Annotated in this window: 11 protein-coding genes; 9 read left to right on the forward strand and 2 right to left on the reverse strand. The window is 26.2% G+C overall.

The features are described from left to right. Positions 1-5: 5 nt before the first annotated feature. The 6 genes from HTZ87_RS00835 to HTZ87_RS00850 all read left to right on the forward strand — a co-directional run bounded on the left by HTZ87_RS00835 (position 6) and on the right by HTZ87_RS00850 (position 6,958). On the forward strand, positions 6-173 hold the full coding sequence (locus HTZ87_RS00835) for a hypothetical protein (RefSeq protein ID WP_174892682.1): 168 nt from the start codon (positions 6-8) through the stop codon (positions 171-173). A 25-nt stretch (positions 174-198) separates the two neighbouring features. Next, on the forward strand, positions 199-333 hold the full coding sequence (locus tag HTZ87_RS03545; protein ID WP_256368453.1) for a hypothetical protein: 135 nt from the start codon (positions 199-201) through the stop codon (positions 331-333). Between the two features lie 344 nt (positions 334-677). After that, positions 678-1,160 carry a DNA-binding protein gene (locus HTZ87_RS03505; RefSeq protein ID WP_254616018.1) on the forward strand — a complete coding sequence of 161 codons (483 nt, stop codon included), beginning with the start codon at positions 678-680 and terminating at the stop codon, positions 1,158-1,160. Between the two features lie 35 nt (positions 1,161-1,195). Continuing rightward, complete coding sequence (locus HTZ87_RS03510) at positions 1,196-1,570, forward strand: Fic family protein (RefSeq protein ID WP_254616019.1); 375 nt, start codon at positions 1,196-1,198, stop codon at positions 1,568-1,570. 329 nt (positions 1,571-1,899) lie between these two features. Next, the gene (locus tag HTZ87_RS00845) at positions 1,900-6,042 is read left to right on the forward strand and encodes a hypothetical protein (RefSeq protein ID WP_174892683.1); all 4,143 of its coding nucleotides are present in this window, start codon (positions 1,900-1,902) and stop codon (positions 6,040-6,042) included. Positions 6,043-6,517: 475 nt separating this feature from the next. After that, entirely contained in the window at positions 6,518-6,958 is a 441-nt protein-coding gene (locus HTZ87_RS00850; RefSeq protein WP_371813985.1) for a Fic family protein, read from the forward strand. A 54-nt stretch (positions 6,959-7,012) separates the two neighbouring features. On the opposite strand, the gene ptsP is transcribed toward HTZ87_RS00850, so the two are convergent. After that, complete coding sequence (gene ptsP / locus HTZ87_RS00855; protein WP_174892684.1) at positions 7,013-8,713, reverse strand: phosphoenolpyruvate--protein phosphotransferase; 1,701 nt, start codon at positions 8,711-8,713, stop codon at positions 7,013-7,015. Between the two features lie 292 nt (positions 8,714-9,005). Here ptsP and HTZ87_RS00860 point away from each other — a divergent pair, with 292 nt between their 5' ends. The 3 genes from HTZ87_RS00860 (at position 9,006) to secA (ending at position 13,099) form a co-directional block, all read left to right on the forward strand. Continuing rightward, positions 9,006-10,220: a YitT family protein gene (locus tag HTZ87_RS00860; protein WP_254616020.1), complete on the forward strand. Its 1,215-nt coding sequence runs from the start codon at positions 9,006-9,008 to the stop codon at positions 10,218-10,220. Positions 10,221-10,296: 76 nt separating this feature from the next. Then, positions 10,297-10,533 (forward strand): hypothetical protein, encoded by a 237-nt coding sequence (locus HTZ87_RS00865; protein WP_174892685.1) that lies wholly within the window; start codon positions 10,297-10,299, stop codon positions 10,531-10,533. Between the two features lie 58 nt (positions 10,534-10,591). Then, complete coding sequence (secA, locus tag HTZ87_RS00870; RefSeq protein ID WP_174892686.1) at positions 10,592-13,099, forward strand: preprotein translocase subunit SecA; 2,508 nt, start codon at positions 10,592-10,594, stop codon at positions 13,097-13,099. A 57-nt stretch (positions 13,100-13,156) separates the two neighbouring features. Here secA and HTZ87_RS00875 read toward each other — a convergent pair whose 3' ends face one another. Further along, positions 13,157-14,605 (reverse strand): hexose phosphate transporter, encoded by a 1,449-nt coding sequence (locus HTZ87_RS00875; RefSeq protein ID WP_174892687.1) that lies wholly within the window; start codon positions 14,603-14,605, stop codon positions 13,157-13,159. Between the last annotated feature and the right edge of the window lie 19 nt (positions 14,606-14,624).

The raw sequence follows: 14,624 nt of genomic DNA on the forward strand, positions 1-14,624 counted from the left end.
GAGTTATGGGATTATCAAACCACAAAATTGTTTTCCACCTTACTCTAATTAGTATTGGTTTCTATATTACCTTTGCTTATAACAATGTTATAGATAGTATATTCTATGGTCTTGAAAAAACAAATTACATGTTATTCCAATCACTATTTGTTAATATTACTTTTATGGAATAATGTTCGTATTATATAAAACCAATGCTTGAGTTCTATTTTAGATTCAATAGCATTAATGTTCGCTGGTGGTACAGCCGTAGACTCTGTGTTAACATACGGAATGTTCTATTGAGTTTTAAAGAAAAGAAACATTAATATACTAGAAATTGTTAAAAACTAATATATACAGAGTTTTATCACTTAAATTCATTTAGAATTTAAGTGATTTTTTATACTTTCGCATTATTCCGTAAAACACGTATATTGTTCCGGTAATTTTAGTATTGTTCCGTAAAACTCATTATATTGCTTTCAAAAATTGGTTATCATTCCGCAAAGTGAATTATTATAGTTCATGAAATTGCTTTTTGTCTCTCAAAATACATTGTATCATTCCGAAAATTTGTTTTATTGTTCCGCAAAACTCATTATATGGCTCTTAAAAATTGGTTATTGTTCCGGAAAATACATTATATCGTTCCGTAAAGATGATATACTTTTTTAAGTAAAAGGTGGTAATTTTTTATGTATATGACAATTAAAGAAATTGCTAAAAAATGAAATATATCTGAAAGAAGAATAAGAAAGCTATGTACTGAAGGGAGAATACTCGGTGCATATAAAGTAGGGAAGGTTTGAAATATACCTTCAAATGCACTAAAACCTGTTGATACTAGATATAAAAGTGTAGAACCATTAATTCATATAATAGAAAGTAAATTAGAGAAAATAAAGAAAAAAAGATCATTAACAAGTGGAGAATTAGAAAGATTAAATGAACAATTTTTAACAGAATATACTTATAATTCAAACGCTATCGAAGGTAATACTTTAACATTACGGGAAACTGATATGGTACTCAGAGGACTTACAATAAATGAAAAGTCATTAAATGAACATTTAGAAGTTATCGGTCATAAAGAAGCTTTTGAATACGTAAGAGAACTAGTGAGCGAAGATGTTGAACTAACCGAAAATGTAATCAAAATATTCACTATCTTGTTTTAACTAATAAAAAACAAGATAGAGGTGTTTATAGAAAGGTGCCAGTTACAATTATGGGTGCCCCACATGAGCCTGTTCAACCATATTTAATTGTTCCTAAAATGGAACAATTACTTGAAAATTATAAAAACAGTAATGAAGATATAATTACTAAACTTGCTAGATTTCATATAGAATTCGAGCATATTCATCCATTTATTGATGGAAATGGAAGAATTGGAAGGTTATTAATAAATTTAGAGCTTATGAAAGCAGGTTATCCGCCAATTGATATTAAGTTCACTGATAGACTTAAATATTATGAAGCTTTTGATGAATATCATTTGAAAAATAACATATTTGCGATGGCTGATTTGTTTGCAAAATACTTAAATAAAAGACTTGATTTTTATCTATCAATTTTAGATTTTTAACCCTATATATCTTAAACTTTTAAGCAAAAGTATAACTAAATAATGTTTTTATTAAGATTTATAAGTTTTTCGCTTATAAATTTTTCATCAATTTCAAGGAGATTTAATATCTCCTTTTGTTTTGTGGTTAACATATATTTAAATTTAAAAACGTTGTTAATTTTGTAAACTTCTATTTTAGAAAGTTCTGAAAAAAATGTATTAAATGTTGCTCCACTATGGTCTAAGTTAGGTGAAAAAGTTGTATAATTTAAATTAATATTTTAATATATCTTTAAAAGAAATTGCTTGAATTTTATAAATTACTTTCGATCAAAAAAGGAGAAAATGTGAAAAAGAAATTATGATATCTTGTTCCTGTATCAATTGTTTCAGCAACTACAATTACAATGGTAGCTAGTTCTAGTGTTGATAAACAAGTTTATTTAAATAACTCTCTTGCTCAAATTGATTCAAGTTATCAGTTGAATAATCCGAAAAAATATTACGCTCAAGAGTGGATGTCTGAAATCCCTGATAACCGTAGCATTTTTTCTTTAAGTATTCCAGGTACTCATGACTCAGCAATGTACAACGGAACAGGGATCGCATATACTTTTGCTTCTAATTATGCAAAAACTCAATATTTCGATTTTGCAAACCAATTAAATCTTGGTATTCGTGCTTTTGATTTACGTGTAAATAATGAAGGTTGGTTAGTACATGGAGCTACATATTCACGTCAGAAATTAGATGAAGCTATGAATAGTTTTAGTCATTTTTTAAGTGAACATCCTTCCGAATTTTTAGTTATACGAATTAAAGATGAAAATTTCAATGTAAATAACTCCCGTTACGCTACGAGTGCAAATAATAATTATCAAAATGTTTTACAAAAATTTAATAATTATTTATACAATCCAGAAGGTAAAAGTTTTAGTGATTTAAAAAATGATAAAGGGTTTAAAATTAAAGAATTTAGAGGAAAAATGGTCATTTTAAACCATTGACATCATAAAGTAAATAATACTCCGAATGGAGGATTTATGTTTCGATCTGTATCATACGATTCTATTATTCAAGACAGATATGACGGCATTAATAGTATCGATGAAAAAGTGTCTTTAATTAGGGATATGATGCATAAAGCAAGTAGCATAAACCGTGACGAAGATGTCTTTTACATTAATTTTACATCAATGGCAAGTGGTTGACGACCATTCAAAAGTTCTAGAGAAGTCAATAAAAAAATTAATGAATTACTAATAAAAGAAAACACCCTTCATAATCTAGGGATAGTATATATGGATTTTCCAGGACCGTCATTAATCCAATCTGTTTATAAAAATAATTTTTATTACTCTAAAGATGAATTGGAAAAAGGTCTTTTAGAAAAAAACATTAAGGATTTAAACATAAGTCAAGTTTATAACGATGATAATAGAATCGTTTTAAAAACTACTAATAACCCTTCCGATTATCAAAATTTATTTTTAGAGTTATACAAAGATGGAAATTTAGTAAAAAATGAGAAAATACCAAGTAATTTTAATGAAACAGAATACATTATTAGTTTAGATAATGATCAACAATTAGATTCTGCACATCACTGATCTTTAAAATCTTATAGAAAAACTGAAAATAATGTTTGGTATCCTCAACAAATTTATAATGAGTTAAATATAGAAAATATTAATATCCAAATTCATCCGATTGTAATTGAACAACAAAAGTTAATTAATGATATTAAAAAATATCAAAGTTATTATAAGGTGCAATACCCTGATATTTATACATTTTTAGAAACTCAATTTATTAATTATTTAAAAAATATTGATCGACACAAACCTGAAACTTTTTCAAATTTTAATAACTTAAAAAATTATTGAAAAACGATTTCTAATAATTTATATCGTTTATATGAATTAATGAATAAATTTAATGATTCTTTCTACAATTTAAATAATTTAAATTTAGAAAAATTTCTTAATTCTTCAAATGTTATATTCGTAATAAAATTAAAAACCGAAATTTACAAACGAATTAAAAGTATTTTTTTATCAAAAAACAGTTATCTTATTGATGATAATGAATTAAATAATTTAGTTAAAGAAGTTAGTCAAAAGAATTCTATTATTAATCATTTAACTTCAATGATATTTGATATTGAAAACCTAAATTTAAATGAAGATATAGATAATTTTAAAAATATTTATCCAAATTTTGATTTTGCTAAAAACAATTTTATTCAACAAGTAAAATCACAAACAAATGAAGTAAATATTATTTTGGAAAAGTTGTTTCAAAAATCAACTAATACAAGTGTTTTTCAAGAAAACTATTCAATAATTAATAATTATATTGATGCTCTTAAATCAACGAAGTCTAAAATTAAAAATGCAACAAAATTCATATCTGAATTAAATAGTTTTTTTTCGAATGAGAATTATTTATATTTATTACCTTTTTATAAACAAGATATTATTAATTCCTTAAATCAATTAACTTTCGAATCAAATCCAATTATACAAAATGCGCACACCTTCGACGAAGATTATAAAAAAATAAAATCAACTATTGAAAAAAGCGAACCCTTTTTATCAATGTATAAAAATCATTTATTCCAATCTGCTAATTTACAAAATTACAAAATTTTAATAAATGAAATACAAAAAACATTAAATGAAAAAGATCCAAAATCATTAACGCTTAAATTTATTCAAGAAAAAAATGTTGAGATCCAAAAACTTCAAAACATTATTTTATCTAATGAATCTGAATTTGATAAGAATCGTGAAAAAATAGATAACAATGTTGTTATATCGAAAACACAAAAAAACTTTTTAATTCAACAATTAGAAAATTTATTAAATTTAAAAACTGAAAATATTCAATTATTGATAGATAAATTAAAAGATTTCGAAGATTGATATAAACAATTTAATGAATTATCATTTTTAAATGACACTCAGAAAAGTTTTTATTTAGAAAAACTTAAACAATATACTGATTTATTTTCTATCCAAAATAATTTTAAAACATGAGCAGATTTAAATGAAAAAATGCAAGAATTATCGGAGTTAACTAAACAATTAGAGAATTATAATACATTTAATGGTTTTTTAATTTTAGATCAGCAAAAGCGAGAAGAATCTAGTGATTTTATTGATAAAGTTTTAGAAAATTGAAAAATATCAAATTGAGATTTAAATAACATTTCTTTAAAAATTAAACAGTTAAAAGATTATCTTGATCTATTTAAAAAATTACCTAGTATAAAAAACGCTAAACTAAAATTAGAAAATATAGAAAATTTATATGATTTTGAACGTAATATTCTTTTAGATGACTTAGATAAAGTATATAACTTTGGCGCTCTTGATAATTGATACAAAAAGTTAGAAAATGCAGAAAAAAACTCATGAAAAATACGTGATACGCAAGATTTTGAACATTTAACACCCTCTCAAGCATTATCAGTTCAAGAAACACTTGCAAATTCTACATCATTCGATGAGTATAAAAAGATGCGAGATAACTATTTAGAATTTGATAAGTTAAAATCGCGTGGTGACATATTTGTCAAAAGTTTAAATAATCTAAAAAATATGCCATTTTATATTAATAATTTTTTAGAAAGCAAAACTAATATTATAAAAGAGTTAGAAAAATTAAAAGAAATGTTAGTTCAAGATTTAGATTTTAATGCTGTTACTAAACAATTAGAATTAACAAAAAAAAGATACGAAGAATTAAAACAGTCATCAAATAAGTATCATCAAAATGAATTAATTAAAGAAGCTGTTAACACTTACGACAATACTTATAAAGAAGTTTTAAATTTCCAAAAAATACTGCAAGATAAAATTTATGAAGGATTAGTGAATAAAATCAATAATTACTTAAAAGATAATTTTTTAAATCCAAAAAACAATGACATTAATTTTATAAAAGAAAAAATAATTAATCTTGAAAAAAAGTACGCTGAATGAAAAAACGATAAAATTAAATTAAATCAACAATATAATGACGAGCAAAAAAACAAAAAAGATATTGAAATTTTCAACGCTTATGCAAAAAAATTTAAATTTACACTTTCTGATGAAGTATATAACTCTTCACCTAGTTCAGTCGCTACAAAAGATTTAAATCCTAATCAGTATGATGATACGTATAAAATTGTTAATCTAACTTTAATCCCAAACGATAAAATTAAAATACTAAAACTAAATTACGAAATTAGAAAAAATGAGTTAATTTATTTTAAACAACAAATTTTTGATGGATTTATTTCAAAAGACGAAACACAAACGGAAACAATAAATAAAACTATAGTACCGTTAATGTCGAGTAAAGAACATAATACTTCTACAAGTTTATCTAATAAGTATCTATGATTTCTTGTTTTTCCAATTATTGGAACTATCATACTCGTAATTATTTTAATTTACAAAAAAATAATTATTAAAAATAAAAGAAAACTTAATTCTTAATAATATAAATTAGGTGAACAACATTCGAATCAAAACTCATATTTATTTTTGTTGATATGAGTTTTTTCTTAACTTTTTTGATAATTATATCTTAAACTTTTAATTTTTTAGCCAAACCCCTTCAAAAGAGGTTTCTAAATAGACCCCCTTTTGAAGGGGTTTTGCATCTTCTTATCCCTGATATTATTATAAACTGGGTTTTTCTTTGTTTTTAGAATATATGATTGTACATTTTTAATGAATTAAGATATTTTTTAGGTAATTTAAACCCTTCTTCAACAAATATTTCATAAGGTGTTTTAAAATCTAGATTTCTTTGTAAACTTGTAAGGCATAATAAATAAAATACATACTTATTTCGTTATAAACTTCTGAGTAATTTAACTTTTCAAAATTACTCATTCTGATTTTTTCTCTTTCAATGTTGAAGAATTAGTGAATGATAAGGTGGAGTTATCTGAAAATATAGTTAAAAATTCATTATCTTGTTTTAGAAGATAAAAAGCGAGATAGGGGCGTTTGCAGAAAACTTCCAGTTACAATTATGGGTGCAAAAGTGCAACATGTTCAACCATATTTAATTATTCCTAAAATGGAACAATTACTTGAAAACTATAAAAATAGTAAGGAATACATAATTATTAAATTAACTAGATTTCATATAGAATTTGAACAAATTCACTCATTTATAGACGGAAACGGACGAACTGTGAGGCTATTAGTAAATTTAGAACTTATGAAATCAGGTTGCCCTCCAATGGATATTAAATTCACTGATAGAGATAAATATTACTATGCTTTTGATGGATATTATTTAAAAAATAATATATCCACAATGACTGATTTGTTTGCAAAATACTTAAATCAAAGACTTGATTATTATTTATCAATTTTAGATTTTTGAGCCTATATATAATATGTTTTAGGCAAATTAAAAATAGAGATTTTTGACATAAATCTCTATTTTTTATTACATTGATTTGTTTAATAATTCTAAAACTTCTGCTTCTGTTGATAATTCAACTGCTTTGTTTGCTAATTCTTTCATTTCAGAGTAACTTAATTTATTAACTAATTCTCTTGTTGGTAATACGTTTGATGCACTCATTGAGAATTCGTCTAATCCAAGTCCCACTAATAATGGAACTGCTCTTTTATCACCGGCCATTTCACCACACATACCAGCTCATTTTCCGTGTTTGTGTGCTCCATCAATAACATGTTTAACAAGTCTTAAAATAGATGGGTTAAGTGGTTGATATAAGTATGAAATGTTTTCGTTCATTCTATCAGCTGCCATTGAGTATTGGATTAAGTCATTTGTACCGATTGAAACAAAGTCTGCGTGTTCGGCGAATTTATCTGAAAGTATAGCTGCTGCAGGTGTTTCCATCATTAAACCAACTTCAATTTGGTCTTTATCTTTAACGTTTGGATATTTAGCTTTTACTTCATCGTAAGCTTCGTTAAATACTGCTTTAGCTTCTAAAAACTCTTTTACGTTTGTGATCATTGGGAACATAATAGCTACTTTACCAAATTCACTTGCTCTTACTAGAGCACGAAGTTGTGTTTTGAAGATATCTGGATTTTGTAAACAAAATCTAATTGCACGATATCCTAAAAATGGGTTCATTTCTTCTGGGAATTTAAAGTATTTAAGAGTTTTATCACCACCGATATCAAGTGTTCTAATAACAACTCTTTTTCCGTTCATACGTTCTACAACTTCTTTATAAGCTGCGAATTGTTCTTCTTCAGTAGGTCAGTGATCATTGTCCATGTATAAGAATTCTGAACGGAATAAACCAACAGCTTCAGAATCGTTATCTAAAACAGCATCTAAATCTTTTGGTGTACCAATATTTGCTGCTAATTCTACATGATGTCCATCATTTGTTTTTGATTCTTTACCTTTAAGTTCTTTAATTCTTCTAAGGTAATCTTCGTATTCACCTTGAAGTACTTTATATTGATTTAACTCTTCATCGTTAGGATTAACAATAACTTCACCCTTTGCACCGTTTAATGCAACAGTGTCACCATTTTTAACATTGTTCATTATTGTGTTTGTTCCAACAACTGAAGGAATTCCTAAACTACGTGCCATAATAGCTGTATGTGATGTAGGACCACCGATATTAGTTACAAATCCTTTTACATATTTTTTGTTTAATTGCACTGTTTGTGAAGGACTTAGATCTTCAGCAACAATAATAACTTCTTTATCAATGCTTAATAAATCTGGTTCTTCAATACCATTAATTACGTATAGTAATTTTTTTAGTACGTCTTTAATGTCAGCGGCTCTTTCTCTCATGTATTCATCGTCCATGTTTTCAAAAATAGCTGCAAATTCATTGTAAAATGTTTTTATTGCGTATTCTGCACTAATTTTTTCATCTTTTATTTTATTGTTAATTGTTTCGATTGCCACAGGATCTAAAACAAATCCCATATGTGCATCAAAAATTGCTTTGTGTTCGTCGTTAGTAGCTAACTCTTTAGTTTTGTTAAGCTTTTCTAAGACAACATTTCTTGCGTTTTCGTATGATTTAATTTCTTTTTCTACATCGTCTGTACTAGTTGTTATTTCTACAGGAAGTTCTTCGATTTTAAAAACTTCAGCTATAGCAATACCATTTGATGCACCAATTCCTTTTATTTTCATAATGTTACCTCGTTTTTTTGTTTGTTTTGTTTTATAAATTAGCCTTTTTTGGCCGTTTTCATTTTTCTTTATTTAAACATTTTAATAGTTAAAATACTTAAATTGGTTAAAAAAAACATGAAAACAATGCCACAAAATATGCATAAAAACCGATAAAAATGAAAAATACCTCATTTTTTGGTGAAAATGTCTATTTTTATGGCAAATTTCATATTAATAATACATTATTTATGCATAAATATATAAAATAAAAAATAATTTAGTTTTTTAAAAATGTATTACAATTATTATTATGAATAATAAAAAGACAACTAATAATGAAAATAATTTAGTTCCTGATTTAAAGAAAAAAACTCTTGATTTTAAAAAGATTCAAAAATATAAATCAGCATTTTTCAAACAAGAAACTACCCAAAACCAAGATATACTTCTTGTTAATAATGATGAAGCGATTGAGACTGAAAAAGAAAAACTAAAATTTAAAATGGGTATCTACCTTAAAAATAATAAAAAAGTTAAGATTGATTTAAAAATTTTAGTTCAAAGATATTGATGAAGAGTGCTAACAATTTTACTTGCAGCTTTTGTGTTTAATCTAGGTATATATGTTTTTTTAAGCCGTGCACAAACTATACCTTCAGGTGTTACCGGTATCCCTACTTTAATTAACTATATCATCCCTTCAACAAAAAAATATTTTTCACTAATATATTTAGGAATAAATGTTCCTTTATTCTTAATATTTGGTCGAAGGATAAAAAGATCTTTTTTAGCCTTAACAATTTTATTTATGGTATTTCAAATATTAGTTCAAACAACTATTTTTGACCAAGTACCTGTTAAGAATTTTTTTAATGAAAAATTTGTTTTAACTGCAAAAGTAAATTTAACAGGAGTGCATGATAATGATCCGTCAAATTTACTTTATACAATTATTGGTGCCGCATTAATCGGTATTGGTATTTCACTTTCATGAAAAGCTGGTGGTTCTACTGGTGGAACTGATATTATTGGTTATTATTTTTCAATGAAATCAAAGAAAAATATTGGTTTTACATTAAGTATCATTGGTTATGTAACTGCGATTGTATTTCTTGTTATTTTTGCATTTATACAACCTAATGTAGTTGCAGATGCAGATGGTAAGAAACACAAAGTAATTTTTGGAGTTAGAGAGATTTCTACTTTTATTTATGTTTTTGTAATTAACTATGTTGTTGATTTAATGTATCCTAAATACAAAAAAGTAACACTTTCAATCGTAAGTAATACACCTGATAAAATATTAGGTTATTTCAAACTTATTGATTACTGACACTCTTACAGAATTGAAAGATTCAAATCTGGATACACAGGTAAACAAGGTGTTAAGATTACTACATCAATATTAATATTAGAGTCCCCAAACTTAATTCATGACTTAAAATTCATTGATCCACATATTTGAATTTCAATTACTGATGAAAGAAAAATTATTGGTAAGTTTAATACAAATTATGTTGAATAGCGTAAAAACGCTATTTTTTTATTTTTTTAGTTCGATAAACTTAAAAACCGCACATATATTATGGAAAGGAGGAAAAATGATATTAAATCAGTTGAAAGAAATTGAACAAGATAAAATGGGTAATATTAAACCCGGATTTGCTTTTACTTCTTTAATTGCAGGTATTCCACTTTTTATAAATTCATTAGCAACTGTTCTAGGTTTCTTCAGGACCGCATTTAGTAAAAAGGGTGAAATTAAAGATAAATTAACGACTTTTAAGTGAGATGATGACATTAAAAGTTCAAGTAGTGATCAATACACAATTTTATAACTTTTAGTTATTAACTTTTATTTATTAATTAAATAAAAAAAAGTATAATTTAAATAATATGAAGAATTTATCACAATTATTAGATTTTAAGACAACTGAAATGAGAATTGCTGAATCAGCTCTTAAAAAAATTAATAAACTAGAAAAAATAGTTTCAAAATTCACAGACGAAGAATTAAAATCAAAAACTCAATTTTTTAAAGACTTATTAGCGCAAGGATATACTTTAGACGACATTAGAAATGATGTATTCGCAGTTGCTAGAGAAGCTACAAAAAGAGTTTTAGGAAAAAGACCTTACGATGTTCAAATCTTAGGTGGTATTTTACTAGATTTAGGTTCTGTTGCTGAGATGAAAACTGGTGAAGGAAAAACTATAACATCTATTGCTCCGGTTTATTTAAATGCACTTTTAGGTAAAGGTGCAATAGTTTCGACTGTTAATGAATATTTAACAGAACGTGACGCAAAAGAAATGGGTGTTGTTTTTGAATTTCTTGGATTAACAGTTGGAATAAATAAAGCTCAAATGGATCCTTATAACAAACGTAAGGCATATGCTTGTGATATTACTTACTCTGTTCACTCTGAATTAGGTTTTGATTATTTAAGAGATAATATGGTTAAAACTCTTGGAGAAAAAGTTCAAAGAGGTTTACAATTTTGTTTAATCGATGAGGTGGATTCTATTTTAATTGATGAGGCGCAAACACCTTTAATAATTTCAGGTGGTGAAACAGATGAAAATAGTTATTTTGCAGCTGATCAATTTGTAAGAACATTAGGTTCTGAAGATTACATTATCGATGAAGAAAGTAAAGCGATAGCACTTACTCATTCTGGTATTGCAAAAGCTAATAAATTCTATCAAACAGATAACATTTATAATATTGAAAATTCAGAAAATATTCATTTAATACAAAATGCACTTAGAGCACATAAAGTTATGCGTATCGATGTTGAATACATAATTAGAGAAGGAAAAATTGAACTTGTTGATGCATTTACTGGACGTATAATGGATGGTCGTAGTTATTCTGAAGGATTACAACAAGCAATTCAAGCGAAAGAACAAGTAGAAGTCGAACCAGAAACAAAAACACAAGCAACAATAACATATCAAAACTTTTTCAGGATGTTTAAAAAACTTTGTGGAATGACAGGTACAGGTAAAACAGAAGAACAAGAATTTATAGACATTTATAATATGAGAGTTAATGTTGTTCCTACAAATAAACCAATTGCTCGTATTGATGAACCCGATTCAATATTTTCACATTACATGGATAAATGAGATGCTGTCGTCTTAAAAATTAAAGAATTATACGAAAAAGGACAACCGGTTTTAGTTGGTACAGCTCAAATCGAAGAGTCCGAATTATTACATAAATTATTATTACAAAAAGGTATTCCTCATACCGTTTTAAATGCTAAACAAAACGCAAGTGAAGCTGATATTATTTCGAAAGCAGGACAAGTAAAATCTGTCACAATAGCAACAAACATGGCTGGTCGTGGAACTGACATTAAGCCTTCTCAAGAAGCTATTGCTTTAGGTGGTTTATATGTTTTAGGAACTGATAAAGCAACTTCTAGAAGGATAGATAATCAGCTTAGGGGTCGTTCAGGTCGTCAAGGTGATGTTGGTACAAGTAAATTTTTCGTTTCATTAGATGATCAATTGATGAAAAGGTTTGCAAGTTATGACTCTTTAATTGAAGCATATGCAGATTCTAAAGGTAAAGAAATTACTTCTAAAAACTTAAAATTTGCCTTCAATCATGCTCAAAAGAAAATTGAAGGATTTAACTACGACTCAAGAAAATCAGTTTTAAATTATGATGATGTTATTCGTCAACAAAGAGATTTAATTTATTCACAAAGAGATTTAATATTAGTTACTCCTAATATACAAAAAGTTATGCGTGGTATGATTACTTCATCAGCTAGATCTATAGTTAAAAATAGAGAATATAAATTACATAATCATACATATAATTACGAAGCACTTGTTAACTTTTTAAACGAAAATATAGGTAAATTGGTAGAATTTAATTTTAATTTAGATAAAATAAGTTCTATTCACGAAACAGATCTTACAGAATATGTTTCAAATATTATTTTAAACGTTTACGAAGAATGAACTAAGAATGCATTAAATTACTCAGATATAGAAACTATTGATGCTATTGTTAGAGAAACAATTATTAGTGTTTTAGATGATAAATGACAAACACATATTAATAGAATGGACAAATTAAGATCAAATGTTAATTTAGTTCAATACTCTCAAAAGAATCCTTATCAAATTTATACAGAAGAAGGAACTAAATTATTTGATGCTATGATTGATGATATAGCATACGAAGTTATGCTTTCTGTTTTCTCAAATAGAATTGGTAGAAAATCACTAATAACAAAAGATATGAAAACTGATCCTATTTTCCAACAAATATCTCAAAACTTTGCCTTTGATACTAATAAAACATTAGAAGAACAAGAATTAGATTTAATTAATTTCTATAACGCAGTAAAAAACAGGTTAAAAGAACAAGGACATAATTAAAAATAAATGTAAAAACCCCTAAATTCGAATTTAGGGGTTTTTAAATATAATCATTTTTTATTTTTGTTTTTCTTCTTTATTATTGAATGTTTGAATTAATCTAACACATCAATTTGGTAATGTTTGTGCATCTTCTGATGGTTCTTTTAACATAAATATACCTATTATAGAAGTTAAGGACACTAGTATTATGACGACAAAACCAATTATTGCATACACTAATGTATTATTATATCCAAGTGAATTTCCTATAATTGGAATTAATGAAATTATAATTGTAAATAATGTAAATATAATATAACCTAACCCTCAAATTAGAGAGAACATTCAACACATTTTTCTAACATTATTATTCTTGTATTCGTGTGGAAGATTTAAAATAACACCTTGAATACCTCATAGTAATAATCCGGAAATAAATCCGAATAGATAAAAGAATATATAACCAGCTGTGTGTTCATTTGTTACTGATGTTTTGAAGATCACTAATGATAAAACGTAGAATAAAATTCCTAAAGTTAACAATAGTGCAATATATCATTTTCTTTTTATATTATATTTTGAATAAGCTCCTACTGTGATTGGTCCGATAAATACTGCTGATAAGTAAATTATTACTCATATTTTTAAAGTTTTAGTAAATCCGGTTACCCCTGAGATATCTTGGAACATTTTTGTTGTGAATATAACCGGGAAAACTGAGGCGCTTAATCATCCACCAAAAAGTAGAACTCATGAGTATGTTTCTTTAGTTTTTAAGTATTTTCATAATATTCTAAAACCGTTTTCTTCTTTTTTAGCGTATGTTATCTCAGTTTTTTTAGGCACATCAAATTTTAGTCCAAATATTATCATTACAACTAACGGAATTAAATTAAGTGAACTTAGAATAGTTAATATTAATTGTCAATTTCTTACAATTGCTTTTGCTCCTTCTATATTTGTAGTTACAAAAGGTAAAATAGCAATTATTGTTCCGAGTGGATAAGTAAGAATACCAAATGATGATAAAACAGATTTTTGTTTTTTATTAAAGAAACTAGCTATAACCGGTTGAGTTAATATAATTGTCATTGTTCCACCGATTGCCATTAAAGTACGCATTATTAAAAATAAAGCATAATAACCACTTGAATGTGGTAAATATTGTGCTGGTATACCGAATAATGTAAGCGAAATAGCTACTATTGTTGTTTTCTTGTGGAAAAGTTTAACTAATAATAAAGCTACAACAACTGAACCTATACCTCTACCAAGTGTTACACCCCAGTTAGTTGCTTGCGTCATAAAGTCAAAGGATTTATCTTTGACTATCTTAAAGTGTGCTAATATTCCAAAGTTATCACCACCTTCAACATAACCTTGACCGTTTAGTGCTCCTGCAAAACCTCAATTAGTTATAAAAATTAAGTATGCAAATATTATAAAAAACCATAAAAATATTCCATATCCAACTTTATGTTTCTCACTATAAAATTTTAAAAAATTAACTGCTTTATCAATCATTTTATTAACCTTCTTTATC

The sequence above is a fragment of the Mycoplasma sp. OR1901 genome (assembly GCF_013348745.1).
Lineage (GTDB): Bacteria > Bacillota_I > Bacilli_A > Mycoplasmatales > Metamycoplasmataceae > Mycoplasmopsis.